This window comes from Photobacterium sp. GSS17, assembly GCF_028621875.1.
Taxonomy (GTDB): Bacteria; Pseudomonadota; Gammaproteobacteria; order Enterobacterales; family Vibrionaceae; genus Photobacterium; species Photobacterium ganghwense.
Genome location: NZ_CP117517.1, coordinates 1,976,256 through 2,002,170 on the forward strand (window position 1 = coordinate 1,976,256; position 25,915 = coordinate 2,002,170).

Below are 25,915 nucleotides of genomic sequence, written 5' to 3' on the forward strand. Positions count from 1 at the left end.
CTCTGTTGAGCTGATTCCTAATAGCGCCCAAAGAAAAAAGGCTTTCATCATCTGAAAGCCTTTCTTTTTAACTGACGCCTGCCAGATTCACTCAGGGCGTTTTGTATGTCCGCTGCTTATCATGCAGATATGGGGCATAAACCCGCGCCATTTCATCATCAACGGCGATGATCTGCTCTTCCAGATGAGATAGTCGCCCGTCAATAAAGGATGTCACGACTACCCGTCCACTGCCCTGTTTCTCGGTCATAAAGAAATCTGAATAGGCATATTCGGAATAGTAGGTATCACTGTCAATGTCGTAACCTAATCCGGTACAGGACACCTGAATCGTCTTTGCCGCTGCCAGCGCAATAGTGTGCACTTCACAGTTCGGGTTACCCAGCGAGGCATCAACAATTTCTCTGCCCACAGAGTAATAGTTACCTTTATGCAGTTTGTTGTGAACTTGCTTGAGTTGCCGAATGTGCCTCAGCACCCGGTTCACCCGATCAATTTGCTGCTGATCCAGAAAAGCCACTTTGTTGCTTTTTATCGCATTCAGTCGAGATTCGAACTTCAGAATCTTATCAAACTGATGGCTGAACGAACGGCCAATACTCTCATAGTCATACATTTCGCCAACCAGTGCATTGGCACTGGCTGTCGCGATAAAAAATGTCGAACCCAATAGCATCCCTACCAAGGGTCGGACAAATGTATTCATTCTTGGCATCCCTGTCGTTATTAATGAGATAGTGACTTCGCCCCACATTATGCAACACAATTGATAACAGAGTGCGTGAAGCGTCAAATTAATAGCAGATCGACGTCACATTTACGGCGATAAAATTATGTAAGCCCGTGATATAAGGCAAGTTTAGATGAGAATATAAACATCAAGAGGTTTTTCATCCGAGATGTGAGTGAGTCAGCAGAAGATGGGGATTACACCATGCCAATGAATGCAGATCATCCCGGTCTCTGTTCTACGGCCTTTGTGGAAGGAATCGTCAGTACAACTCCCATGTTCAATAAAAAAACAGCCAGCATAATGCTGGCTGTTTGCGTTCTACTTTGCTCAAATTACCTGTAGCACGTTTCACCTATCGCCCGGTTTGCTCAGGGCTATCAGTGATGGACTTTACCATGCCCTTTTCCCGGCCATTGAGCACGTTTGCCGTAATCCAGCGTCACAATGATAGGATCATGGTCTGAAGAAGAATAGATATTGTCAGATTTTTCTAACTCACCCGTGTACTTCTTGCCGTACTCAAACAGGTTACTCTCAGGGGCATTAATGTGCCATGCTTCGACCGCTGCCACTTTCTTCGCCAACGATGAGGTAACCAGAGCGTGATCCAGGCTACCCAGTTCACCTTCAAAGCTGTAACTGTAATCCGTTTTATGCTTCAGGTTAATCAGGCCATAGCCGCGTTCAATCAACTGCCCTTGCGCTTCATACTCTTTGCCGCCCAGTGTTGTGTGCGACGCGGTATAAATTTTGCCACCACGATCTTCAGGATCGAAGCTGGTCAGCGTCAGGATCGGATCTTCCATTCCGTATGAGTTCAGATCCCCCATTACCAGCACGTCTCCTTTCAGGTGACGAATTTCTTCGCCCAGCACTTTTGCTGCAGAAACTCGGAAGTTATTACAGCTACCCTGTACATCTTCTTTTTCAGCAAACTGCGTGTCATCTTCCCAACAGCTGGAACCCTTAGATTTAAAGTGGTTCACAATCACAGTCAGGTCATCTTTCGCACCCGGAATATTAAAGCGCTGCATCATCGCGTGACGCTGATAAGCACTCTTAGTAGCACCATCATTCAGCGGAGCATGCTGTTCAGGCATCTGAATCTGACGGGCATGATTTTTCGCCTTCACCTTATGATGACGGTAAATAATGCCAACTTTGATGGCATCTTCACCGAAATAGGCAACGTTTTCGAATCCCGGCGCATCTTTAAACGTCAGATCTGACTTACGGACTTTCACCGAGCGATAATGATCTTTCTTGTTTGGCTGCGCATCATTTAGCGCCTGAATCAATGATTGCAGCGCACTGTTTTCGTCAAAGCCGTTATTCTCCAGCTCCATCAGCGTGACGATATCGGCATCCATTGCAATAATGGCATTAACCAATTTCGCCTGTTGCATCGCAAACTCTTCAGTTGTCGGTGCTCCGCGATAGCATTTCGCACCAGGTGCAACCACGGCTTCCGTACAGGTTGCGTTCGGATTTCCTGATTCAGCAAAAGAGTTGAAATAGTTCAAGACATTGAAGCCAGCGACTTTCAGGCCGTCGACGTCTGCCGTCTGTGGTTCATCATTTCGCTCGTTGGCTGTGTTGCGCAGCAAATCGCCGCTGGTAATGTGATTCGTTGCAACCAGACGGTACTCACCATAGCTGTAACCTACCATTGCCGTCAGCCCCGTCAACTGATCACCGATTCGCAGATAGCCCGTTTCCGGATTGAAGTTATCAAACCATGGCAGCACACCGTCTGCTGCTTTGAAGTCAGATTCCAGATACACCCGGCTGACCGCATTGTCCGCCGCCATTTGCAGAGCTTCTTGCGTTTCCGCCGCATACCAGTGGGTCGGGTTGTACAGCGGTGTATTATGAGCCAGCATCATGTTGTTACGGTATGACCCGTAATCAAAACTGAAGTTACGGGTCACTACCAGCGGACTGTCCTGATCCAGCAGAACCTGCATTCCTTCATGGCGCTCCAGCGCGTCATGCAGTGTTTCGCCTTCTCGAACACGAAAACGCACCGGAGACGGAATCGGGTAACCCTCTCCCAGCACAGCATATGCATTGTCCTGTACGTCCAGTTGGGTGTTCCCGTAATACTCTTTCACCTTCGCTTCGACGCACACTTCCGCGCCGGGCTGAATCTCAGTCGGAGCCGGGTTGCCGCCCAGATAAACGAAAATGCCGTCAGAGGTGGCTTCATCCCCATCGCCCTGGGCATCCTGCAGGTAGAAACCTTTGTACAAGCTTTCGCCACGAGCGGTAACAATGCCCTGCACAAAGTAAGTTTCCTCACTGTCAAAACGGCCGTCGGGCACTAACGGGCTGCGATTGCCACTTCCCTGTACTGCGTACACCGGCACCGCTTTATCTGGCTGACACTGGAACACAACCGGCGGCTCTGCTTCGCAAGCGTCCAGCCCGCTGCATCCCAGCCCGTCAAAGGTGTCTTTTGCCAGTACAACCCATTGGTCATTAACATCAAATGGGCTGTCGACCTCTGTACGCCCCGTGGTTACTGAAGGATCACGGCGCAATGTGACGTCTTTACCGAAGCTGATCGACTTGCCCAACTGGCCCAGACTGTCAATCAGTGTACCGTTTTCAAACAACGCCACTACGTCGTCGCCGTTGAATGCCAGTTGGCTGGTACCAAAATGCCCGGCCGCTTTTAGCTCTGCCGACGCACTGCTGTGGTAAACCACATAACTCTCGCCTTCAGCCAGTGTTACCGGTTGCAGGCTGATTGGCGCTCTGAAAGTGTCTGACCCGTTCACGGCAAGCTGTAGACTGTAGTCAGAAAGGTTAATCTCTGCCGCTGACAGGTTGGTCAGTTCAATGGCTTTATTATTACCGGAACCCTCGACATATTCCGTAATCATAAGCTGTGCCGACACCGGCGCACTCATTAATGCAAGTGCAATCGCACCGCTTAATGGTTTTAAAGGTCTCATCTTTTACTCCGTTAAAAAATACAAAAGCATCCTAGGCTTAACATATGAAGCCAGAATGACATTTTGCTAATCTGCTGTGCGCCACAATTATTGGTTACTTTTAAAAAAATTAAAAATCTGCCGTTTTTACAATGGTGTATGTTTTTCAGTATAAAAAGCCAAAAAATAAGCATTGATATTATTGTCATCGATTACATGACACCTTCGTGAACAAATTACTGATTAGATTTCTAATAGCAGCTTCATAGTTTTGAAAAAAATGCCCACTACTGTTTCTGACTGATTTAAATAATTGGACAGGACTGCACAAATAATGAAAAAAGTGAAATCTCTTCTGGCTCTTTCGCTGGCACTGGCTCTGACTGGTTGTAATTCATCAGATAATGACGATACCCAAGCCAAAGAAAGCAAAGCCCTCAACCTCACATTACTGCACATTAACGATCATCATTCCAAACTGGATGCAACTGACAACTTCACACTGCTATTGCAGGATAAGGAAACTCAGGTGTCACTGGGTGGTTTCCCTCGACTGGTTTCTAAAGTCAATGAGTTAGCCAGTCAGCATGAAAACGTCCTCAAACTTCACGCTGGTGATGCGATGACTGGCACCATGTATTACAGCCTGTTTCGTGAAGAGCTGCCGGATACCCTGATGATGAATCAGGTGTGTTTCGACGCTTTCGCTCTGGGTAACCATGAATTCGATGATGGGAATACACAGCTTTCCCATTTCATGGATAAACTGGCTGAAGGTAATTGCGGAACACCTGTGCTGGCTGCAAATATTGAAGTACCGGAAACCAACCCGATCTTTAATAAATACCAGCCATACGTAATCAAAGAATTTAACGGCGAAAAAGTCGCCATTATCGGGCTGGATATCTCAGGAAAAACACAGGCCTCCTCTTCTCCTTCGGAAGATACGGTTTTTCTTGATGAAGTCGAAACGGCACAAAAATATATTGATCAACTTAAAGCTGACGGCATCAATAAAATCATTTTGCTCTCTCATTACACCTACAAGAATGATATTGCCATGGCAAAATCTCTGCGCGATGTGGATGTGATTGTGGGCGGTGACAGTCATACCTTACTGGGAAATAAAACTGTTCTTGAGCCACTCGGTTTATTACCTTCCGGTGATTACCCAACTATCGTCAATAATGCCAGCGGCGATCAGGTATGTATTGTTCAGGCATGGGAAAATGCTAAAGCACTGGGAGAACTGTCCGTATCCTTCAATGCAGCCGGTCAGGTTACCGAATGTAGCGGTCACCCTCACCTGATGCTGGGTGATACTTTCCAGCGCGACAAACAACCGGTTTCAGAAGCTGATAAAGCCCTGATCGAGACTCAGGTCGCCAATACTGCGGAGCTAAGCCTTGTTGACGCAGATGTAGCAACTGCCACTCTGCTCGACACTTACAAATCTAAAATTGACGAGAAAAAAGCGGAGATTATCGGTACCAGTCTCGACAACCTGTGTGCAGAACGCGTTCCGGGCCAGAACCACCCTCACGGGGATATTTGCCTCGCCAATTCACCGGAGCGGGATTTCCTCAATCAGCACGGCAGTGTCATGGCTAGCATTGTCTCAGAAGCTTTTAAAGCCATGTCGCTTCGCTCTGATATTGCGATTCAGAACACCGGCGGCGTTCGTAACAGTATCCCTGCCGGTGACGTCAGCGTCGGCCACGCCTTCGATGTGCTGCCGTTTACCAACTTGTTGGTGAATCTGGATATGACCGGACAAGAGATCCTCAATACCATTGAAGATGCGATTGATAACGTGGTTGTCAACAATTCCACCGGCGCTTTTCCGGCCGCTGCAAATCTACGCTTTGACCTGGATATGACAGCCGCTAAAGGCAGTCGTATCAGCAATGTGGAGGTTCGCCGACGTAATGAGAGCGTCTGGTCTCCGATTCAGTTGGATGCCACATATGTCGTGGTAACCAATGATTTCATCGCCGCTGGCGGTGACCGTTATGACGCAATGGTGCCGGTGTACAATGACCCTGCACGTCGTGAAGATACCGGGTTGCTGTACACGGATTCGCTGATTAATTACATCAAGGCTATGACCGCTGCCAATCAGCCTCTGTCTCAGCCAGCAGCCTCAGAGATGATGGTGCAGTCCTACACACCGCTGCCTTAAGCTGTCATTTCAGGTTTTAGCCCTTACAATCAGTCTGTTACCCCACAGCCGACAATTTTGTCGGCTGTGTTTGTTATGCCACGTCACATACCCGTTTCACAGGGTCAGCACTCACAACAACTTTTCTATTGTCGCGACAATCAATGGATCATCCGGCGTGGTACGACTGGAAAATACGGCCACGGCTTTACCATTTCTATCGACAATGTATTTAAAGAAGTTCCAGCTTGGAGCAACACCTGCGTCATTAGCCAGTTGCCTGAAAACCGGGTTCGCCTGCTCACCGGTAACATGGCTGCGTTCAAGCATGGTGAAGGTCACACCGTAATCGAGATAACACACTTTGGCAGAATCCGCTTCACTGCCTCTGTCCTGCCGGAAATCATTCGACGGGAAACCAATGACAGACAACCCTTGCTGACGATAACGCTGATGCAGTGCTTCCAGTTGTTCAAACTGAGGCGTGTAACCGCACTGACTTGCCGTATTCACGACCAACAACACCTTGCCACGGAACTGAGCGCACAGGTCAATCTCATCTGACGAATTGAGCTTTTTAAATTGATGGGACAATAACTTGCTGCATGTCTGTTGCTCAATCTTTGGCTGGATTTCAGTAGCAGGTGAATACGTCTCTGCCAATGCTGCACCAGAAATCACTGCAATCGAACCAAGCGCACCATACCTGAAGGCTATACCCCATAGAGCATGACGCCATAGAACCTGACGAAATAGAACATGACGCCATAAAGCAGTACACCTGAGAATCGTACGCGTAAGAACGGTACAAACAAGAACCTTACAACCCAGCCCAGTACGCCCCAATACGGTACAACCCAATACACCACGTCCTAATCGTGCCATCCCCTCCAGCAATCGCCCGCTGACAAGCTTGACTAACTGTCCGTGAGTACGTGCAGTTCTCTGACTTAACAGTAACCATTGGCATTGCTCAAACAACCCTATTTTCATCGACATCCTCCTGCTCACGATCATTGATCAACCAGCCCTGTCTGCGAACGCCCATTTTCTGATGCCAGAGATACTGATACCCGAGTGACAGATACCAGAGTTACGGATAGGCTCATCGGCAGAATGTTTGTGAATCTCTGACAAGGCATACGCAGCCCCGTACAAATGTGATCATAATTCATACAGTCAGGTCTGGCTGACTTTCACCTTGCTCCCCCCTCCAGTACACTGACGCCCCACAACCATTTGCTGAACGCCTGAGGACACCATTGATGCAACAAGTAAACATCATTCCTAACCCGGAAATTGCCATTATTTTCAAAGACTGGGCAAATGACTGGGCGAAAGAAAGCGACCCAAGCAAAAAAGACATGGCGACAAAGTTTTTCACTGTCTACAAGCTTGCCGCTGAAATGTTTATCAAAGGCGGTGAGGTCGATATCCAGTTTCTGTCTGCTCTGTTTGAAGACTGTAAACAAAAACTGGAGCACGCTCAGGAAATGAATGAAAAAGTCCGCTCCGCGCTGGGTGATGACACAGAACGTGCCGAAGCTATCATCAAGAAGATTACCCATACCGCACAAGACGCGGCTCACGTTGTCCGCTATCTGGGCTCTTTGCTGCAGCCAACCCAGAAATCCTGAGGGTTTTGTCGCCGGCCTGTTTGCACGTCACACAGCAACAGACCCAAACATGACACCTACACTGTTTATGTCAGCAGACAAAGAACGCCAGGCAGTAGCCTGGCGTTTGTCTTTATTGACGCTGGTTGTTGTATCTCATTCCAATTGTTCTCACCCCTTTGCTTATCTGAAACCAAGCATTCATAACCCAAAACTCAGAATAGAAACTCAGGCAGGCAACCAAAGACACACAACTCAAGGCGCTACAGAGCTATTCACCAGACTATCACGGTCATGCAGGCGCTCCAGCGCTTGTACCCTTCGCCACTGTTTTCTGGCAAAAGAAGACTCGCGCAGCCGCCCTATCTGCAGCTGCTTATCCGATTCAGAGAGCCCCTGTGTAGCAAGCATCTCCTGTCGTTCCGCCAGATACGCTGTCAGATGATCATTAAAGGTTTCTCTGGACCGATCCAAATCAGCCAGCCTTTCAGCTGCGGCTTCCCCCACCAGCGCCGAACGCAAGATATAACGTTCTTGCTCCGGCAGGGCTTGCCCCGATGTCAGCTGTGACGCCAGACTGACATTTCTCTCAGCCTGCTGAATATAGTCCGGCTGACCAGCCAACAGCACTTGTGCCCTATCGCCAGCCTCTTCATCATCCATTGCCGAGGAAGCTATTTGCCGTTTATCAATAGCCAACTGACGCAAGCGGTTTTCATCAGCAAACAACATCTCAGACTCATCACCCGTAAAATAGCGCGCCTGCAAGTCAAGAATTTGCTGATGAAGCTGGCGCAAAGCGTCTACACCGACAGCCTCAGTACTCATGGGCACAACATCAACTGATTCAATTTCGGCAATAATTGGCTCTGTGACCGACGACGGAGAGGAAGCGGGTAACGACATATCTGCCAGCGCCCTTTTGTACGCGACATATTGATCAAACAGCCTCATCACGTCTGCTGTCGGCAGCGCTTCAGGGGGCAAGGTGGTGTCAACATATAGCTGGAGAGCCTCGCGAACCGTCGTAAGATCCGACTCACCCAATCCGGACAGCAGATAGTCAAACAAAGACTTGTAAGAGGCAGTGTCAACCATAGTGTTAAGCTGTGAAGGCACTTGTGCCACCGGCAGATTCAAGGCTTCTGCTACAGATGTCTCAGCAGAGGTTTCTCCTACCTTAGCAAAACCAAGAACGGCGCCTTCCTGGTTATCGGGGGCGTAAGAAGGTTCAGCCTGGTACGGCAATAAAGCCTGGCTGTTAAGCGCGCTTTGGTAGCCAGCAAAAGACAAAGCCGCAACTCCCGCACATAACAACACCCCAAGCCTGCTCTTAATTTGCGCTTTTGCGTTCCCAGCTTGATTCTGCACATGCCGATTCTTCAAAGCCAAATCCTGCAAATACGATGGCCTGACAGCCAGTTTTCGGGTGGCCTCACCGACACGGCCACCCCAACCTAAAGATTGACGATGTTTCACCATCACATCCCCCCTTACAAACCTTGTAACTTCAGGCGGTTTGCATGCTGGCGATACAACGTCACCGGATCAGTTTCAAACAGATGATGAATACCCAACAGGCCGTTGATTTCATCCAGATGATTCATTTTGTAATCATCGCGAATGACTTTGCCTAAGTGCGCACTACACACCCCAACCAGCCCGTCACTCGGTCCATCAAACACCCAGCCGAGCATCGTCATGGCTCCATCTGTCGGGTCAAGCACATTAGTAAATGTTGCAGATCCCGTCCAGGAGTAGTAATACACCCCATTGTCAGCCAGAAATTGGCCATCACCACAATCGCTGGTAGGTACGCCTTCCGGATAGTCACGATTAAACGCCAGTGATCCAGCAGTTGTCAGCGCCTCCAGTGAAGCCAGAGGATCTTGCTCAAGATTATGGCCGCCTGACAACAACCCAATTAAGGTAGTCAATCCTTCAGCCATTTTTACAGCAACGCCTTCTGATATAGAGCCCGGCGGCACAGCCCCTCTAAGCACATCCGCCACACGAGATCCTTTATGAACGCCACCCACACTGGTGACCGACGCAACAAGATCCGGGCGTACAGACGCCACATACCGGGCCGTTGGGCCACCGTGACTATGGCCGATCAGGTTGACCTTCTCTGATCCGGTCGCGGCCAGCAGATTTTCGACCTGCGCTAATAGTTGCTCCCCCCTGGCTTCTGTACTGTTTGTTGCTGATACCTGTGCAACAAATACAGCCGCACCATCTTTGGTCAACGAATGGGGAATGCCGTAGAAATAATCGACGCCAGCCAGACTATCAAAGCCAAATAAGCCATGAACCAACACAATAGGGTATTTCGTTGCGGTATAACCAGATAGTTCCAATGAGGATGCGCTGGCTGACGCAAAAACGGGGGCAGAGGCAACACTACCTGCCAACATGGCAGAGATGATGATTGTTTTAAGTTTCACGTTATTTTCCTTTTAATTACAGACGCTTTTAAAAGGTAGATGAACAAATAACGTGCAATCACGGGAACATTTAAGCTGAATGAATAACTGTGAACTCTGGCTCCATATCAACATTTTGATGTAACTCTCAATAAGACAGGTCACGCAAAAGTAGATACCGAGCCATATCCCATCAATATGCCATTAGTTGCAATAAAATTTTGACATAAATCCGACAATTCTTTTTTTAAACTAGGTAATACTAAATAAAAAAGTACAAATGTCGCTAAGGAGCAAGTGATGGACCAAGCAATCGGGCTAAGAAAGATTTTTGCCAGAAAACACTACATCAGTCGTGTTCGTTCCTGTCAGAAGAAAATTCGCCAGGCTATTTCAAGAGGTAAAACGCAAGAGGTTCCTTCTCTGCTTGCGCAGCTGGAAATCATGCAGCGAAATCTTGAAGCGACCTATCAGTCGTAGTCATCAGTCGTGGTTAATAGTACAACGTTGTCTGTATATACCTGGGAAGCAAGCTATCGTCCGTCAAGATGAGATGCGGGGGCTGTATCGCCTATGGCATTAACAGCGCCATAAGACGCCATTCTGTCATGACCTACCGGTGATTGACTTCACGATGACGACGCTGGTCAACACAGCAATATCGGCATTTTCCATTGGTCATAAAACCCGTGGGTAAATAGCACTGACAACGACGACAACTTGTGAACTGCTGATCACAGAGCAGGCTTAGCATCGTGTTGATCGCCTCGATGACCTGCGCACGCTCATATCTGGCATAGGTTTGCCATTCAGGTTCAGGATCAGCATTGGGATAATAAACCGGATAACACACCTGCAGCGTAATGGGTTTAAAATTCTGGTCGCGACATACCCTTTCAACATCCGGTTCATCACAGTCATTAAAAAAGTTGATAGGCTGTAATGACCGCATTCGAATATACGCACACGGATTCTGAAGCTGCGACAGCTCCAGATAATCGAACCGCTCAATACCGTGGCTAATCACCATACTTTCGACATACACCAGCACACCCTGTACCAGGTGATCATCTAAACATACAGCCCCTTTCGTCAGAGCATGATGAATCGTTGTGAGTTGCGCGTTCGTGAAAACCACGTAAGGTGTACCTGTCTATCGTTGTTTTTTATCGTTTGATTGAGCGAGCACCATGCTGGTGCCGGAAGGGATAATACGTTTTAGCCGCGGAGTATTGTCCACACTCCAAACAGGATTTCACCATTAATTTTATATTTAATTGTATTTGTTTGGCGTTTTATTCTTCAACTCTGCCTCGACACAGGTTGCAATCTAACAGTCAAACAATTGTATTTATTGCATTTTTACTGGAATAGAAAGCAGCAATAAGGCACACAACTGGACAAAAAATCTTAAAAATAATATTGCAATAGACTCAAATCAACTTTCCGGACTCTATATGGTTAAGTCATGTTGTTGATCTGACTTGACATGCATTGTCCGCATTGGTCTAACGTCAGTTTCAAACAAAACAAGATCGAGAAGAGTAAAGTATCACTCTAACTTTCACAAAAATTATGTGGGGTAGACACTGGCAGCAACGACTTTTGAGGTGATAGCAGCATATACACTAAACTCTATCAAGAAAAATCCACACAAGCCCCAGGGCTTTCATAAGACATTGAATAATTGAGTCTATTATTTAGCCACTTCAACATTAATACTGCCAAGAAAGCAGCGATTAACCTCAGAAATTTCCCAAAAATCATACAACGCGGTTTATTAACACCCCAAATAGATTATATATTGCACAAAAAATAATTAGCTTTATTTTTTATTTAGTCTGACACCACGCTTCTGTAGCCTCTTCAATGTGAAATAATTGTACTTTACACATAACGTGGTATTTACCAGTCCTACGAATCTGACAACAAAAATTTCTTTGATAGAAGTTTTCATGCTTGACTTGAAGAAAAGTCTACCAATCAAATTTTCATCTTTTGGTAGTAATCCAACTCAACGCCAACCGTTATATTCATAAAAACATCAATAGTATATTCCAAACGCTCAGCATAAACGAAAGACTTTTCTGACGTAGTGTTTCTCTCTATTTTCTCGTAACCATATACGTACAACCGTATTGGGTTTCTTTCATATAAATGAAACTCTGAAGGGAATAAGTTCGCCCCTCCGCTATTATATAAAAATGCATAGGGTGCAGCTGGCTTAGTTGATAGCTCTGTTTTAAGTACGTTTTTTCATCTAATCGTAACACTCTGATTTTCTTTTAAAAATGATGGGCTAAAATGACTGATGTAAAGCCACCCGAAAAAATTGGGTTCTGAATCAATATTTGACTTGGGTGCATGGGGGTTCCAAACGACTTCAACGCCATCCTTATACCACTCAAAATGCTCACCATTTATCCCCATATATTCCAAAGTAATTATTTTATTAGGTACATTTTCTGATTCGTCAGAAAATGATTTACTACTGAAAAGAAATAGGAAGACAAGGCAAGATAGCCAATATTTTACCATTTATATCAATCCTTGATAGCAACTCAACCAATATGACACAGCACACTTATTCCGATCGCGCTAAGGTTATCTCTATAAAGTTTGAAAAACAAGCCAAATAAACTGAAATTTAACCTTGGGGGGAGTTGCATTCTGCTCAAATATGTAGCATGAATTACAATGGACTGGTAATAAGGCCGTTTAGAGATTGAAATTCTCGCACTCAGCAACCTCTTCTTCCTACAAATCACTTTCAAGTTCTACTTATCAAGCATCTCAAAAATGATTGTAGGTTCATTAAATTCTATAAGCTAAGTTTACTAACCAATATCTCGCTTTTAGCTCTTATCAACATAAACTTAATACGGCATAGTATAAAAATAAGTCAAAAATAACCGCAATTTTTCGCTTAATAACCAGATAATTATCCAACCCAAGGTTACAAAAGTTACGAAAGTGCGACATAGTTACATAATTGAAGTTCTCAATTTCTGCCTGTGTACAAGTTGTTAAACTACCCCCGAAATCACAACAATGAATTACACAGGTGAACTATGTTTTCCAATAACACCATGTCTTTAAAAGACAAACGCATGATGAACATCATCTTTGCGCTGTCTGCAGCGGTGATCCTTCTGGCAACAGTTCAGAACAATATGCCAACAGGAATTATCGGTGCAATCGGTATTATGGCCGTCGTGGGTTATATTCTGAACGTTGCCGGTGACAAAACACCGATCGTTAACCAATTCTTCGGTGGCGGTGCCATTGTCATTATTTTTGGCTCATCCTACATTTTCCACAGTGGCCTGATTCCGCAAGAAACCGCAGAATCCATCACTTCTTTTGTTAAAGGCGGTGGCTTCCTTTCTTTCTTCATTGCCAGCCTGGTAACCGGTTCTATTCTGGGTATGGACACAAACGTCCTGAAAAAAGCAGCCCTGAAATACATCCCGGTGATTTTAGGTGGTGTTGCCGTTGCCTTCCTGTTTGCCGGTATTGCCGGTTCACTACTGGGCCACGGCTTCATGGACTCAGTCATGCTTATTGCTCTGCCAATTATGGGTGGCGGCATGGGTGCAGGTGCGGTTCCACTGGTTGAAATTATGTCTGGTAACACAGGCATGTCAGCAGAGATGCTGATGTCTAAAATGGTACCGGCACTGGCCATTGGTAATGCTCTGGCCATCGTGATGGCAGGTATGCTGGATAAAGTCGGTAACATGTTCCCGTCTCTGACCGGTAACGGCCAGCTAATGCGCGGCGCTGCGGAACCAAAAGCGGAAGAAGAAAACGAGCAGCCAATTTCTATCAATGTGCTGGGTATCGGTGCACTGATGGCGATCACTATGTACTACGTTGGCTCAATGCTGAGCACGGTGATCAGCATGCACACTTACGCACTGATGATCATTTTCGTGGCACTGGTTAAAGTGGCAGGTCTGATGCCTCGTGAACTGGAACGTGCAGCACACGGTTGGTATAAGTTCGTGGTCGACAACCTGACACCGGCGCTACTGGTTGGTATCGGCGTTGCTTACACTGACCTGAACCAGATTCTTGATTCGCTGACACTGGTTTACTTCCTGATGGTATTCGCAACTGTACTGGGTGCCGTAGTCGGTACCGCCATCATCGGTCGTCTGATGGGCTTTAACCCAATCGAAGCTTCTATCACTGCTGGCCTGTGTATGGCTAACATGGGTGGTACGGGTGACGTAGCGGTACTGGCAGCCAGTAAGCGTATGGAGCTGATGCCGTTTGCTCAGATTTCATCCCGTATCGGCGGTGCTTTCATGCTGATTCTGGCAACCATGATTCTCGAATTGCTGTAAACGGCATCAAGAACTCTGAGAGCAGAAATCTTTGCTGCAACAAGCAAACTCAGCAGCAATATGCTTTCGCGCCAGACATGCCGGGCTCTTGCCCGGCATTTTATTGCCAATATAGGCTTGTTCCAAATACCGCCGATTAAATGCGGATTCAGGTTAAGCCGTACCCTTCCTGATAAAGAACACGTTATACTGGCTGGCTTAACGCGAAACGCTGCTTCCGGATAACAACATCATGAAACTGAAGAGCTACCTTGCCCTTTCTACTGTCGCTACCACCTCCACCATTGTCGTCGTGGTGACAACGGTCATTTTCTACTTGCTGCAGAATGCGCATATCGCGGGTATTCAGGATCGCGGTCTGGAACTGGCACGGGTACTCGCGCACGATCCCGTGGTGATTGAGGCTGTACAGGCCAAAAATCACCAGCAGCCTTTCGCCCTCCAAACTTATATTGAATCGATTCGCAGTAAAACTGACGCCTCATTTATCGTTGTTACAGATAATCACGCCCTGCGTCTGACTCACCCTGATCCCAGTAAAATAGGACTGCCTTTTCGCGGTGAGGATATTACCCCGGCCTTAACTGAAGGCATCGACCATACCAGTATCGCCAGTGGCACCCTGGGTAAAGCTATACGTAACTTCACGCCGATTGTGGCGGACGGGAAAGTGATTGGCGTGGTCAGCATTGGCTACCTGTATGACCGCAGTATCAGCATTCTGCTGGAGCAGTTTGGCCAGTTGGGCAGCCTGATTACGCTTGTGTACCTGATTGGCATCAGCCTAACCGCCACCTTCGTGTTTAAAATGAAGCGGACATTTCTTGACTACGAACCAGAGGTTATCGTCAATAAGTTCCGTGAGCACGAAATGATCCTGAACAGTATCCGCGACGCGATCATTGCCGTGGATACTGACATGCGCATCACCACCGTCAACCACAGTGCCAGTAAAATGCTGTCTATGGGCATTTTTGGCCGCGAAGATTTTATCGGCAAACCCCTGTCCCAGTATTCCGCATCACTCAGCCATCTGGTGCTGTGCAGCCAACAGACATCGGCCGAAGCAACATGCGTAAAAGACACATTCAATATGGGCAAACACGCCTATCACGCCGATATCTACCCTATCACGACAACAAAAGGTACTCAGGGCCATGTGATCGTGTTCTTCGCCAATCTGGAACAACGTGAACTGGCCAGTGAGGTGACTTATCTGAAGAACTATACCGAGTTGTTACGTAGCAAAACGCATGAGTATTCCAATAAGCTCAATGTTCTGTCCGGCATGCTACAAATTGGCCACCATGACGAAGCGGTAGAGTTTATCCAGCAGGAAACCGACAGCTACCAGTCAATCATCCGCAGTATCGTCACTACGGTGCAAGATAGTGCAGTCGCCGGACTGTTACTGGCAAAATTTAATAAAGCGAAAGATCTCGGGGTAACTTTCAGTCTGGATGAAGACAGTAGCCTGAACAGCTACGAAAAAGCGCTGTCAGATAAGTTTGTCACTATCTTAGGGAACCTGATCGATAATGCCCTGCTGGCCGCCTGGCAGAACCGCGATCAGCAGCCGGCGACCGTTCAGTTGTATCTGAGTGACCGGAGCCAGCACATCATTATGGAGGTACAGGATAGCGGTGCCGGTGTGCCGGAAAACATCCATGACCACATTCTGGAGTTTGGGATCAGCAGCAAGGACGATGAACAACAAAATGGCGTCGGCCTCTATCTGGTCAGTCAACTTGTAGAGTATTTTCACGGTAGTATCGATTGGGAGCGGACCGAACATCACACTACCCTGTTTAGCGTTTATCTGGATAAGAACATACAATGACAAAAATTACCGTCATGCTGATTGAGGATGACCTCCGCGCCAGTTATACCCTGGAGTCAACTATCAATCAGCATCCACAGTTTACTGTAATTGCCGCCAGTGAAAGCTATGCCGACGCCGTGCGGCAGTTTGAGATGTACCGTCCTGAGTTGATTTTTGTCGACATCACCCTGCCGGACGGCAACGGATTAGAAGTAGTACGACTGCTGCGCGAACGTCAGGCCAGTTGCCATTTCATTATGACCACCGCCGAGCGAGAAATCGCCACCATCGAAAAGGCCGTGCAGCTCGGCGTAATGGATTATCTGGTCAAACCAATTCGAATTTCCCGGGTCAATCAAGCGCTGGAGGATTTTCTCCGGTACAGAGAAAAACTGACAGCGGCCACCACGCTTGATCAGACGGACATTGACCAGTTACTCCGGAAATGTCCGGCAGCCCCCATCCGTCAGACTCCCAAAGGCATTGATGCCACGACCCTGGCCAACCTGAAAGCGATTTTGCGTAACGAACAAATGGATGATTTTTCAGCCGAAGACATTGGCCAGCGTATGAATGTCAGCCGAATCACGGCCCGACGTTATCTGGAATATCTGGAAACCGAAGGGATGATCCGCTTGGTGCTGAACTATAAAACCGGTGGCCGCCCGCAACGCCGTTATCAGTTAGTGCAAGGGCTTTAGAGACAGCGTAAAAACAGATTAAACTTGGAATGGAGCTAATCGAGAGCAGCCCCTGAACCAACCTCATCCCGTCATCCGAGCAGGAGATGTGTTTGTCTCCTGCTCTCATCCGAACAAGTATTTACACTTTGTCTTGAGACTCTTTATGGACAGAATCACTGTCTATTTAGGGACATTGAAATTTTTGTCATCTTCACAGGTAAAGGTAAAATACCGACTTCTCTCATGAAAATTGGAAAAGCCTTTACCCTGACAATACGCCCCATTCAGCTCATGCATATAAGCCAGCGTGTCTTCATCTTTTACTGAAAAATAGCTGTTGTTGTCGCAAACAATTCGGATTTTACCGTCGTCGCCCTGCGAATAAGAACGTACCTTGGCACCGCACAAGGTATAACTGACCTCGACGTAGTGATCCGCACGCTCATCGATAGATTGCGAACACCCCGTTACCACCAGCGGCAAAAAAAGCATACTCAGCAGTTTTTTCACAGCTACTCTCCTGTTTTCGTACGCAGTACACCTACTTATCAGTGTAGCGTCACCACAAAAAAGTGATGAAATTTTGTCCCAGTCACCAACCAAGTACCTGTCAACAGCAAGGCGCTTCACGTGGGTAGCTATGAACAAGGGCGGAACTGAAAATACAAGTAGTGACAGTGAACACAGGCAAGACGGTTAATTTTTCTGACTAACCGTGCATCGATTTTTTTCTGCCTTTGGGTTCATCAATCCGACGCCGGTGCCAGATCGAATAATGCCGCAGTCCGGCCGGACCATGCGCGACGATGACGGACATCAGAATCACAACGACATAAAGCGCCGCTTTTTCCTCGGGGAGAATAAAGAAGCATGACAGTAACCCAAGCTTCACCAGAGTGAGCACGCCTTTCAGCTGAATCAGCCATAATCGGGATTGCATCAATTCAAAGGTGATCAACAGGATCCCAGTCACCATCGCCATGATCCACCAGTGTATCCAGACTGCTTTTTCAAGCCCGTACAGGATCCCACCTGCACTCCCCGCAACGCCCAGAATATGCAGAGCGCGTACTGCGGTTTTACTCAACCTCTGAATCCAGAATCGGGCTTCAGATAAGCCGTACGATGCTGACGGTTCCATTTCTGATGTTGTGGACGAAGATGTTGTGGGCGAAGAGCTTGCAAGTGAAGCCCTTGTGGTCAATGGTTTTGTACGCGCAGGTTCTCTATAGGAAGAATTTGAACTTGAAGTGCCTGTAATCGAAGCATCTGTACTTAAAGAATCTGCACTTGAAGAAGCAGTCTGTGAAATATCAGTGCATGGCGTATCAGTGTCAGAGCCTGAAATTTTCGCGGCAGGCATGTCGCTGCTATTGGTACAGGAGCGATTAGAACAGGTGCTGTCCGTGCTGGTGCTGCGCGAACCGTTATAGCGGCCTTTGCTGTTTGTATGGGGTCGATTGTAATTGTTCATGGCTATCAGGGTATTCCGACGAGCATTAAGAATACCCTTTATATTACTATGTGTAATTCGTTTTATGCCTGAGTGCTTCGTGAATCTCCGTATTGGCGCCTTATGTCTATTTATAGCCAGAGAGCGGCATGAATGACTCAGTCAAAAAGCAAACCATAGAAATAGACATCGTTTCTTACAGACTTCCAACCAGCTCAGCTCGTGGTTTCGCTCGGGTCAGCGTTGTGATTTTGCCGTCGACGACCAAGTAACAGTCCATCCCAGCCGCCAACGCAGCGGATTGTCCTAATGCTGTATCTTCAAAGACCACACACTCATGTGGCTCCAAACCGATACGCTTGGCAGCTTCCAGGAAAGTATCCGGCTCCGGTTTATAGTTCACAACATCGTCAGATGTCACTAAGGCATCCAGCAACGGCAGAATCCCTGTTTGACGAAGTAATGGCTCGGCATTCATCATTGCACATCCCGTCCCTACCGCGATTTTCTTGCTGTCTTTGTGATCCAGCAAAACTCGGTGTGTCGCCGGAATCAAATCGCCTTGCTCATCCAGTTCTGCGAAAAAGGTGGATTTGGTTTTGGCCAGTCGTTCAACATCGAAATGCTGCCGGAAACGGCGGTTAATTTCTTGAGCCGTGCGTAGCGTCGGCATCCCGCCAAGGCTATAAAACCACTCTCTGTCGAATGGAATTTCATGAATTGCACAGGTTTTTTCCCATGCTTCGAGGTGGGCAGGCATGGAGTCAATGAGCGTGCCGTCCATATCAAAAATAATGCCTTTATAGCGTGATAAATCCATAGTGCTCCTTGTTTTTTATAAGCCGTCTCTCTTTATGTCACTGTCATTTTTAAACAAAATCACAAGTCGTTTTCCGATGCTCTGTCATCGGGAAAATAACGTCAGGGGTCAGGCGATGTACTATCAACGCCTTGTAATGTTCTAACAGTTACTGTCCAGGTTTTCCAGAGAAGAGGCGCTTGGCAGCTTGAAAAGCAACCCTTGCTTGCTCCCTCCATCCCCCCTTCCTTAACACCTTTTCATTCGTGACCTTTTCTTACTCTCGTCTTGTGTGCCCTTGGGGCCGGGCTTCACTGTATCTCTGCCTTGTTTCACTTATATTGCAAAGTGGCCCAATCTTTTGTCTGGCCAGCCTTAACTGACCTTCTTTAAATGGGCTCCATTAACTGAGCTTCTCTAACCGGCCTTCCCCATCACGTTTTCAGATGCGGAATGAATCGGCTTGCTATTATTGGATTGATGAAAAGCCAGCCGTTAAACACGAACTGCAAAAGTTTTCTCATTGAGGTCAAAAACACCGACAGCAACCTCATCACGAGGCATGGTATATAAGGTTTCACCATCAGAACCGTAGATGCGGCTACCTCCCATGCCTTTTATACCCGCATCGTTTACCGAGCACGGCCAGTTGCATTGAATAACCACGCTCTGTAAGTTCCTCGCAATGGATGAAGCGCCAGCAAAATAGCCGCTTTGGCTAGAACCATCATCGCTCCCTTCGCCGTCACCATGGCAGATGTAAGATGGCCAAAGGATAAAGTTCAACGGCGCATGACCGACAGTAGATATAAACCACTCATGATCGTCAGCTTCCCGGCACATAAATGATGTGACGTATGATGAACCCAGTTTGATGATATTCCTCGCTGTCCCCGCAGAGAAAATGCGTGCTTCACTGGGCGTCAATCCAACTTTGTCCCAACGGGTCAGGCATTTTCCTTCTGCGGATATGGCCAGATAACTGTTGTATATGGCTGACTCGACCGTGACCGGTGCACCGATAAAGGCGTTTACCTGATACTTTCGGCACGCCTGAGCAACTAAATTGATGGCGTTATCAACGGTATATTTATCAGACTGAGCGATAATATTCCGATGGAAACCACTCAAGCTCAGTTCAGGGAAAACCAGATAATCCAGATCTTCGTGCTGCGCTATGTACTGACAAATCGTTGCGCTATTTTCTTCTGTCGTCCACTGCATTGGCATTTGGACAATACCTATTTTCACTGAATCTCTTCCTTGTGATTTCATGTTTTTACTTTTTCACTGCAACAAAACTGTTATGAATAAACAACTTAACGAAAAAGCGGTGCCCGAATAATGCGCACCCACAAGTAAACAGACGCCAGTATCAAACTGCACCGCGTTTACTCACTATCAGTAATGCCCTGTGATTGCTACCACCGTTTTTCAAAAAACTGAACCTGCATACCGTCAAAAATTCCGGTTTCTCTGGCAACAAAACCCAGCCTCGCGAGTATGTGTTTTGAGCGCACATTATCGTGTTCGGTTAACGCAAGTATGCGGAAATAACCAGCTTTTTTGGCAGATTCAAGCACGACCTGAGAGGCTTCCGTGGCGTAGCCATTCCCTCTGGCTGACCTTGCCAGCCGATACCCCAGTTCGACACACGGTTCCCCTTGGTATTCAAATGCCTCAAGTCCACAGTAGCTAATTAATTGGCCTGTCGATTTTTCGATCACCGCCAGTTTGCCTGTGCCGTGTAACGTGTAGGCATTCAACAATTGCTCAAAACGCAACTCGGCCTGTGCTGTTGTCATCGCACCCGACGGCGAATATGCCATAAACTCTGCATCTCCCAATAAAGCAGTCATGATCGGTTGATCCGGCCTTTCAAACTGTCGCAGCAATAGTCGAGGTGTGTGGATCATTCTTGTGTCCTTACTGAGTCATGTTTTTGTAACGTGGCGGCGTCTCTACTGCACAACTGCACAACTGCACAAACGATACGAAACGTTCGCCGTTAAAACAGATCGATTTCAGCCCGCTTTTTGACGAAGGATGACAATAAAACAGATTCTGAACCTGATTTCGTGACCCGGAAAGCGCCGCCGCCGCTGGATACCTGGCGAACATTTAAGGTGTCTGCTTTGAGCCTGTCAAACCAGTATGGGGCCAGTGAACAGTGCGCCGAACCTGTTGCGATATCTTCCGGTATGCCAATTTTAGGGGCAAAGTAGCGTAATACATATTCATCAGGGGCACCCTGTGCCGTCACGATAAATGCGTGGTAAGGGTCAATGTCAGCCAGGCTTGAATAGTCGGGCACAAAATTCACAACGTCTTCTTCGCTGTTCACCACCACCACCAGATCTCTGGTTGTGAACACCTCTTGCGGTGAGGCATCCAGATTGACCGACAGCTCAGCCAGTTCGACATATTGTGCTTGCCAGGCCGGTAGCTCAATCTGATAGCGTTGATCAAATCTCGCTACGGTCAGGTTGCCATATTTACTTCGCAACTGGGCAACGTTGTCCCCCCAATGTTCCGCAATCGCGGCTCCCGCTCCCAGGCTGCCATGGCCGCATAAGTTGATCTCTCCAGTCTGTGAAAACCAACGAATCAGGTACGCGCCGGAATCTGCTTCTGCTTCTGAATTAATCCCGACCTCATCCATTGCATTTGCGCTACCATTCACTGCGTCAAAATCGTCCGCAATGACAAAAGCGGTAACCGGTTGAGCAAGCCGAGTGGCAATTTGAAGTAATACCGCATCATCCAACCATGAGTCTAACATCACGACACCACACGGGTTGCCTGATGCGTTTTCACCGCAAAAGACATCATAAATAAATCCCTTAATGATTACTTACCTCGTTTTCTCTCTATGTCTCTTAATTTTCTCAAGTTATCCACTTTCTATTTAGCAGATTCACAACCGTAGTTCGTAAGCCCTTGTGTTCTGTTATCACATAGGAAGTGAATATAAATCAAGCATATAACCAACAATATCACTCTCTGTTTTTATCTCTCGTTTCTCATGCCTTTTTCATCGTTGTTCACTTGAGCCGTTTAGCGCTCTCTTGGCAGACAGATACCTCAGCACATCAAGATGTATAAAAAACAAACAAATCATTTATGACTTTATGCTGTTCACTATGGTCTTTGGGTTGCTATCTGCTGCCCCCTGGAACTTTTTTGTTAAAAAATTTCTCACTCAGGGTATACATTCAGATTTTTTAAATTTATATTCACTTTATTGATATGTTTATTCCCCCGAACAAGCCCGCGACAGACAGGAAGGTTTTATGGCGCAACCAGAATTTAGCTCACTCATACCCATCATCATTACTCTCACTCTCTCTTTGAGTACACGAAACGTTGTTATTGGCCTGTTTGGTGGTGTATTCAGTGGCGTGGTGATGCTGAATGGTTTTTCACTGCTGGATAACTTCGGTGTCATGGTGAAAGGCCATCTGGTGCCTCAACTCACTGACAGCTATAACGCTGGGGTCATTGTACTGCTTGTCTTTATCGGGGGATTTGTTGCGCTGATGGAACAATCTGGCGGCGGATACGCATTTGCCAAGAAAGTGACGCACTGGGTCAGCACAAAGTGCCGGGCACAGATTTCATCCTGGCTCGGCGGCATTTTCATCTTCTTTTCTGACCTTGGTACGCCACTGATTGTCGGCCCGGTCTTTCGTCCGCTGTTTGATAAGCTGTCTCTTTCTCGTCAGAAGCTGGCATTCATTATCGACTCGACCGCTTCTCCGGTGGCTATTCTGATCCCTTTCATCGGTTGGGGGGTTTACATCATGGGTCTGCTGCAAAAAGAGTTCACGGCCTTGCAGTTGGAAGTGACCGACTGGGATGCCTTTATTCAGGCTATTCCCTTTCAGTTTTACGCGTTTCTGGCTATTGGCATTGTTCCTCTGGTTGCGATTAAAAAACTCGATTTCGGCCCGATGGCCGTGGCTGAAGCCAATGCCAAAGCCGGTATTCAAACCGGAGCAAGTACGGAAACCCTGAAACCCTTTACGCATAAAAATGCAAAAGCCTCTTTTGTGTTCGCACCACTGATTGTCATGGCATCAGTACTGCTCATTATGCTGGTTCCTCTGGGGTTTCCCTTCCAGAAAGTCTCGGGGTCTGTTTTCCGTGCCGCACTATCCAGTGCCTATTTCTTTGCGGCAATGACTGTGATTATCCTGATGGCGTATTACGGAGTGCGTAAATGGCAGGACGGTATCAGCGTGTACCTGAAAGGCATGAGCAATATGATGCAGGTAGCTGTCGTGCTGATTCTGGCCTGGACATTAAGCAGCATTGGCAAAGAACTGGGCGCGGCCGCCTACATTGCCGAACAGGCTCAGGCCGGATTTCCGTACTGGCTGGTGCCTGCTGTTGCCTTCCTGCTGTCTGCGATTATCTCTTTCGCGACCGGATCGTCATGGGGCACCTTCGCTATCATGATGCCTCTGGTTATTCCTACCGCAGTGGCGATTGATGCACCTTTATTTGCCTGCATTGGCGCGGTGTTGTCAGGTGGGTTATTTGGTGACCATTGCTCGCCGATTTCTGAAACCACAATCTTGTCCTCGACCGGTTCCGGGTGTGATCAGTTTGAGCACTTTAAAACTCAGTTGCCGTACGCATTGCTCAATGGTGGTATTGCCCTTGCCTGTTTCATCGTCGCCGGGGTGTTTGCAAATCCGTTAGTGCTTGGCATCGCATTAATCAGCCAGCTAGTTTTCGTCTATGTACTGGCCAAATGGCATCAACATAATACCGAATTATCGCAATCCACTACCCAGTCGGAACTGAGGAGTGATAACGCCTAGCTAACTCGTGCAACTATGGTTCAGCAAACGAGAGTGCTAGAGGCTGGAGTTCAGAAAGATAAAGAGGTCAAGACAGTGATCTGAGCTTGTTAACGCTCTTCCTTCAACAAATAATCGCCACGTTAATTCGTGGCGATGACTTTCATACGAAGTGATGCGAAAGGCGTTTTAACCTCAACCACGTAAAATCGCCAACCAGATATCAATGAATACAGTGAGTCGTACTTATTTCACATCCAGTTTTACCAGCCCCCACTTTTGCGCAATCCGGTCAAAAAATCCCTGTGTTTTTTTCAACTCAATCCAATGGTTGACGAAATTGATCCACGCCTGATCATCCCGGGGCAATAACATGGCGATAGGTGTCGGACGCCGCATTCCATCCACACGTGCTATCGCCAGCTGTGGATATTGGCTGACCAATGTCGCCGCTTCGATGTTAGAGGTAATAATGGCGGTCGTTTTATTTTCCAGCAGAAACTGATGCATGTCAGAAGGACCATCGACGCTGTGCTGCCTGGCATTGGGCAGCAGATCTTTCACAATATTTTGCTGTACCGTACCGGCCTGAGACGTCACGATCACTGACGAGGAATTAAAGTCTTGCCATTGACGAAAACGAGGGGTGTTGGTTTTTTGGATCACCGGAACAAACGCCAGATAAAAGTAGGTATCACTATAGCCTGCCACTCTGGCACGATGCATATTGAGTGAAGCACTTCCTGTCATGTCATATTTTTCTGTCACCACACCGTGAACCAGTGTTTTCCAGGTAGTTGGCACGTATTCAACCGTCACCCCCAAATCTTTTGCCAGCTCAGTGGTGATGTCGATATCAAACCCTCGGTAGAAATTTGTGGCAGGATCACGCATCGTCATCGGGTTCCAGTCGCCGGTTGTGCCAACCCGCAACACACCACGATCTATGATTTCGGTCAGCCGACTTGACGCTGCGAAAGCAGAGACTGACGCCAATGAAAACATCACAAGCATTGCGCTGATCAACAATCGGACAGACCTTACTCTCATACCACCCTCTGATTACAACCAAGGATAAAGTTAAAGATAGCAGTAATTTGCGCTTCGTCTGGTAACTTTTTGCTCTACAGGGAGGATGTCTTAATTATGGTTCAGCCCTTCGACATAAGTCCGAACATACTCTAACGAACCACTGATAAGAAAGAAAAAAGCAGTCCGACTTGCGGACTGCCATAGCAATAATCGGGATATGTCAGGTCAGTTGATATTATGCATTCAGATTAAGCTTTCTCATTCTGAACTCACCAGGGGAGCAACCCATGTGTTTTTTAAAGACGCGAGAGAAATATGAAACATCTTTAAAACCGGCAGAATGTGCTATTTGAGAGATCTTTTCTCGGTCTGAACTTAATAATCCACACGCCAGATCCAGTCGCTTTTTAATAATGTACTGTTTTAGAGTGACTCCCATTACACTGTGAAACAACCGGGAAAAATAGGTTGGAGAATAATGACAAGCATTGGCCAGATCTTCCTCCCTTAACGGCGCACTGATGTTCTCTTCGATAATTTTCAGTGCCGGGCGAATGGACAGTTCCCGTTGCTCAAATCCCTGAACAGGTTCAGGTTTCACATTGTGCGTATGCAAGCGACTGAAGCAGGCATCTATCTCCTGTTTGCTGGCACTGGCTGCCAGTACATCTTCGCCACCCGCACGCAACACATTGAGGGCAAGGTCAGCATCAAGTGAATGATACACCACCACAACCTTCGCTTGTGGGAACCGACTTTTGACAGATCGAAGCAGCTCAAAGCCGTTGGATGTCGAGTCGATTACTTCCAGAAAAATCAGCTCCTGGCCTGTCATCGTCGACAATAGCTCAAAGGGAGATACATCAACCACGTCATGTGACAATTTGAGGTTTTCTTTGGCCTCTGCCACTTTATCGTAATGACTACAACTAACCCATATCACGAGCATTTACCTTATTCTTGATCTATGTGTACATACAATTGCGCATGCATCAAAACTCTCCATGTCGTAAATGATGAAAGTCACTTTGTTATATTTTTATAGCCGTCAAAAAAGTGACCACCTATGGATAATTAACGTCTAAAAAAAC

22 protein-coding genes are annotated in these 25,915 nt (G+C 47.2%); 7 read left to right on the plus strand and 15 right to left on the minus strand.

Annotation, left to right across the window (positions count from 1 at the left end; genetic code table 11):
- Positions 1 to 91: 91 nt before the first annotated feature.
- Together PGW97_RS08910 and PGW97_RS08915 are read right to left on the minus strand one after the other, a co-directional pair.
- Positions 92 to 706, minus strand: coding sequence for a hypothetical protein (locus tag PGW97_RS08910; RefSeq protein WP_217391410.1), 615 nt, complete (start codon positions 704 to 706; stop codon positions 92 to 94).
- Positions 707 to 1,110: 404 nt separating this feature from the next.
- Positions 1,111 to 3,693 (minus strand): ExeM/NucH family extracellular endonuclease, encoded by a 2,583-nt coding sequence (locus PGW97_RS08915; RefSeq protein ID WP_273857122.1) that lies wholly within the window; start codon positions 3,691 to 3,693, stop codon positions 1,111 to 1,113.
- Between the two features lie 313 nt (positions 3,694 to 4,006).
- Here PGW97_RS08915 and PGW97_RS08920 point away from each other — a divergent pair, with 313 nt between their 5' ends.
- Positions 4,007 to 5,854 carry a bifunctional metallophosphatase/5'-nucleotidase gene (locus tag PGW97_RS08920; protein ID WP_273857123.1) on the plus strand — a complete coding sequence of 616 codons (1,848 nt, stop codon included), beginning with the start codon at positions 4,007 to 4,009 and terminating at the stop codon, positions 5,852 to 5,854.
- A gap of 111 nt (positions 5,855 to 5,965) precedes the next feature.
- On the opposite strand, the gene PGW97_RS25190 is transcribed toward PGW97_RS08920, so the two are convergent.
- Positions 5,966 to 6,826 carry a glutathione peroxidase gene (locus tag PGW97_RS25190; protein ID WP_415720699.1) on the minus strand — a complete coding sequence of 287 codons (861 nt, stop codon included), beginning with the start codon at positions 6,824 to 6,826 and terminating at the stop codon, positions 5,966 to 5,968.
- Between the two features lie 272 nt (positions 6,827 to 7,098).
- Here PGW97_RS25190 and PGW97_RS08930 point away from each other — a divergent pair, with 272 nt between their 5' ends.
- The gene (locus tag PGW97_RS08930; RefSeq protein WP_047885367.1) at positions 7,099 to 7,470 is read left to right on the plus strand and encodes a hypothetical protein; all 372 of its coding nucleotides are present in this window, start codon (positions 7,099 to 7,101) and stop codon (positions 7,468 to 7,470) included.
- Between the two features lie 234 nt (positions 7,471 to 7,704).
- Here PGW97_RS08930 and PGW97_RS08935 read toward each other — a convergent pair whose 3' ends face one another.
- Together PGW97_RS08935 and PGW97_RS08940 are read right to left on the minus strand one after the other, a co-directional pair.
- The gene (locus PGW97_RS08935; protein WP_273857124.1) at positions 7,705 to 8,931 is read right to left on the minus strand and encodes a lipase secretion chaperone; all 1,227 of its coding nucleotides are present in this window, start codon (positions 8,929 to 8,931) and stop codon (positions 7,705 to 7,707) included.
- Between the two features lie 11 nt (positions 8,932 to 8,942).
- Positions 8,943 to 9,866: an esterase/lipase family protein gene (locus PGW97_RS08940; RefSeq protein ID WP_273859653.1), complete on the minus strand. Its 924-nt coding sequence runs from the start codon at positions 9,864 to 9,866 to the stop codon at positions 8,943 to 8,945.
- 309 nt (positions 9,867 to 10,175) lie between these two features.
- Here PGW97_RS08940 and PGW97_RS08945 point away from each other — a divergent pair, with 309 nt between their 5' ends.
- On the plus strand, positions 10,176 to 10,355 hold the full coding sequence (locus tag PGW97_RS08945) for a hypothetical protein (protein WP_047885366.1): 180 nt from the start codon (positions 10,176 to 10,178) through the stop codon (positions 10,353 to 10,355).
- Between the two features lie 133 nt (positions 10,356 to 10,488).
- Here the strand turns inward: PGW97_RS08945 and PGW97_RS08950 are convergent, their stop codons facing one another.
- Positions 10,489 to 11,013, minus strand: a complete 525-nt coding sequence (locus PGW97_RS08950) for a hypothetical protein (protein WP_273857125.1) — start codon at positions 11,011 to 11,013, stop codon at positions 10,489 to 10,491.
- Between the two features lie 1,118 nt (positions 11,014 to 12,131).
- A complete protein-coding gene (locus tag PGW97_RS08955) occupies positions 12,132 to 12,413 on the minus strand; it encodes a hypothetical protein (protein ID WP_273857126.1) in 282 nt (93 codons plus the stop codon).
- Between the two features lie 533 nt (positions 12,414 to 12,946).
- Here PGW97_RS08955 and PGW97_RS08960 point away from each other — a divergent pair.
- From PGW97_RS08960 to PGW97_RS08970, 3 genes are all read left to right on the plus strand, one after another.
- Positions 12,947 to 14,227 carry a 2-hydroxycarboxylate transporter family protein gene (locus PGW97_RS08960; protein ID WP_047885363.1) on the plus strand — a complete coding sequence of 427 codons (1,281 nt, stop codon included), beginning with the start codon at positions 12,947 to 12,949 and terminating at the stop codon, positions 14,225 to 14,227.
- Positions 14,228 to 14,459: 232 nt separating this feature from the next.
- Positions 14,460 to 16,067, plus strand: coding sequence for an ATP-binding protein (locus PGW97_RS08965; protein ID WP_047885362.1), 1,608 nt, complete (start codon positions 14,460 to 14,462; stop codon positions 16,065 to 16,067).
- Positions 16,064 to 16,750 carry a response regulator gene (locus tag PGW97_RS08970; RefSeq protein WP_047885361.1) on the plus strand — a complete coding sequence of 229 codons (687 nt, stop codon included), beginning with the start codon at positions 16,064 to 16,066 and terminating at the stop codon, positions 16,748 to 16,750. The genes PGW97_RS08965 and PGW97_RS08970 overlap by 4 nt, the downstream gene beginning before the upstream one ends.
- A gap of 162 nt (positions 16,751 to 16,912) precedes the next feature.
- Here the strand turns inward: PGW97_RS08970 and PGW97_RS08975 are convergent, their stop codons facing one another.
- From PGW97_RS08975 to PGW97_RS09000, 6 genes are all read right to left on the minus strand, one after another.
- Positions 16,913 to 17,242, minus strand: a complete 330-nt coding sequence (locus PGW97_RS08975) for a hypothetical protein (protein WP_053061824.1) — start codon at positions 17,240 to 17,242, stop codon at positions 16,913 to 16,915.
- A 199-nt stretch (positions 17,243 to 17,441) separates the two neighbouring features.
- Entirely contained in the window at positions 17,442 to 17,819 is a 378-nt protein-coding gene (locus PGW97_RS08980) for a hypothetical protein (RefSeq protein WP_242551862.1), read from the minus strand.
- A gap of 562 nt (positions 17,820 to 18,381) precedes the next feature.
- Positions 18,382 to 19,005 carry an HAD family hydrolase gene (locus tag PGW97_RS08985; RefSeq protein WP_273857127.1) on the minus strand — a complete coding sequence of 208 codons (624 nt, stop codon included), beginning with the start codon at positions 19,003 to 19,005 and terminating at the stop codon, positions 18,382 to 18,384.
- A 474-nt stretch (positions 19,006 to 19,479) separates the two neighbouring features.
- On the minus strand, positions 19,480 to 20,259 hold the full coding sequence (locus PGW97_RS08990) for a carbon-nitrogen hydrolase family protein (RefSeq protein WP_217391418.1): 780 nt from the start codon (positions 20,257 to 20,259) through the stop codon (positions 19,480 to 19,482).
- A 146-nt stretch (positions 20,260 to 20,405) separates the two neighbouring features.
- Positions 20,406 to 20,900: a GNAT family N-acetyltransferase gene (locus PGW97_RS08995; RefSeq protein ID WP_273857128.1), complete on the minus strand. Its 495-nt coding sequence runs from the start codon at positions 20,898 to 20,900 to the stop codon at positions 20,406 to 20,408.
- A gap of 92 nt (positions 20,901 to 20,992) precedes the next feature.
- Entirely contained in the window at positions 20,993 to 21,766 is a 774-nt protein-coding gene (locus PGW97_RS09000; RefSeq protein ID WP_273857129.1) for a PhzF family phenazine biosynthesis protein, read from the minus strand.
- A 511-nt stretch (positions 21,767 to 22,277) separates the two neighbouring features.
- Between PGW97_RS09000 and PGW97_RS09005 the strand changes: the two genes are divergently transcribed.
- A complete protein-coding gene (locus tag PGW97_RS09005) occupies positions 22,278 to 23,813 on the plus strand; it encodes a Na+/H+ antiporter NhaC family protein (RefSeq protein WP_273857130.1) in 1,536 nt (511 codons plus the stop codon).
- Between the two features lie 225 nt (positions 23,814 to 24,038).
- On the opposite strand, the gene PGW97_RS09010 is transcribed toward PGW97_RS09005, so the two are convergent.
- Both PGW97_RS09010 and PGW97_RS09015 read right to left on the minus strand, forming a co-directional pair.
- Entirely contained in the window at positions 24,039 to 24,806 is a 768-nt protein-coding gene (locus PGW97_RS09010; protein WP_242551879.1) for a transporter substrate-binding domain-containing protein, read from the minus strand.
- Positions 24,807 to 25,059: 253 nt separating this feature from the next.
- The gene (locus PGW97_RS09015) at positions 25,060 to 25,773 is read right to left on the minus strand and encodes a response regulator transcription factor (RefSeq protein WP_242551861.1); all 714 of its coding nucleotides are present in this window, start codon (positions 25,771 to 25,773) and stop codon (positions 25,060 to 25,062) included.
- Positions 25,774 to 25,915 lie beyond the last annotated feature (142 nt).

Coding starts and splice junctions, on each gene's coding strand:
- PGW97_RS08910 (WP_217391410.1), bottom strand. CDS start 706: ATGAATACATTTGTCCGACCCTTGGTAGGGATGCTATTGGGTTCGACA.
- PGW97_RS08915 (WP_273857122.1), bottom strand. CDS start 3,693: ATGAGACCTTTAAAACCATTAAGCGGTGCGATTGCACTTGCATTAATG.
- PGW97_RS08920 (WP_273857123.1), top strand. CDS start 4,007: ATGAAAAAAGTGAAATCTCTTCTGGCTCTTTCGCTGGCACTGGCTCTG.
- PGW97_RS25190 (WP_415720699.1), bottom strand. CDS start 6,826: ATGAAAATAGGGTTGTTTGAGCAATGCCAATGGTTACTGTTAAGTCAG.
- PGW97_RS08930 (WP_047885367.1), top strand. CDS start 7,099: ATGCAACAAGTAAACATCATTCCTAACCCGGAAATTGCCATTATTTTC.
- PGW97_RS08935 (WP_273857124.1), bottom strand. CDS start 8,931: ATGGTGAAACATCGTCAATCTTTAGGTTGGGGTGGCCGTGTCGGTGAG.
- PGW97_RS08940 (WP_273859653.1), bottom strand. CDS start 9,866: ATGTTGGCAGGTAGTGTTGCCTCTGCCCCCGTTTTTGCGTCAGCCAGC.
- PGW97_RS08945 (WP_047885366.1), top strand. CDS start 10,176: ATGGACCAAGCAATCGGGCTAAGAAAGATTTTTGCCAGAAAACACTAC.
- PGW97_RS08955 (WP_273857126.1), bottom strand. CDS start 12,413: ATGGTAAAATATTGGCTATCTTGCCTTGTCTTCCTATTTCTTTTCAGT.
- PGW97_RS08960 (WP_047885363.1), top strand. CDS start 12,947: ATGTTTTCCAATAACACCATGTCTTTAAAAGACAAACGCATGATGAAC.
- PGW97_RS08965 (WP_047885362.1), top strand. CDS start 14,460: ATGAAACTGAAGAGCTACCTTGCCCTTTCTACTGTCGCTACCACCTCC.
- PGW97_RS08970 (WP_047885361.1), top strand. CDS start 16,064: ATGACAAAAATTACCGTCATGCTGATTGAGGATGACCTCCGCGCCAGT.
- PGW97_RS08985 (WP_273857127.1), bottom strand. CDS start 19,005: ATGGATTTATCACGCTATAAAGGCATTATTTTTGATATGGACGGCACG.
- PGW97_RS08990 (WP_217391418.1), bottom strand. CDS start 20,259: ATGAAATCACAAGGAAGAGATTCAGTGAAAATAGGTATTGTCCAAATG.
- PGW97_RS08995 (WP_273857128.1), bottom strand. CDS start 20,900: ATGATCCACACACCTCGACTATTGCTGCGACAGTTTGAAAGGCCGGAT.
- PGW97_RS09000 (WP_273857129.1), bottom strand. CDS start 21,766: ATGTTAGACTCATGGTTGGATGATGCGGTATTACTTCAAATTGCCACT.
- PGW97_RS09005 (WP_273857130.1), top strand. CDS start 22,278: ATGGCGCAACCAGAATTTAGCTCACTCATACCCATCATCATTACTCTC.
- PGW97_RS09010 (WP_242551879.1), bottom strand. CDS start 24,806: ATGCTTGTGATGTTTTCATTGGCGTCAGTCTCTGCTTTCGCAGCGTCA.
- PGW97_RS09015 (WP_242551861.1), bottom strand. CDS start 25,773: ATGCTCGTGATATGGGTTAGTTGTAGTCATTACGATAAAGTGGCAGAG.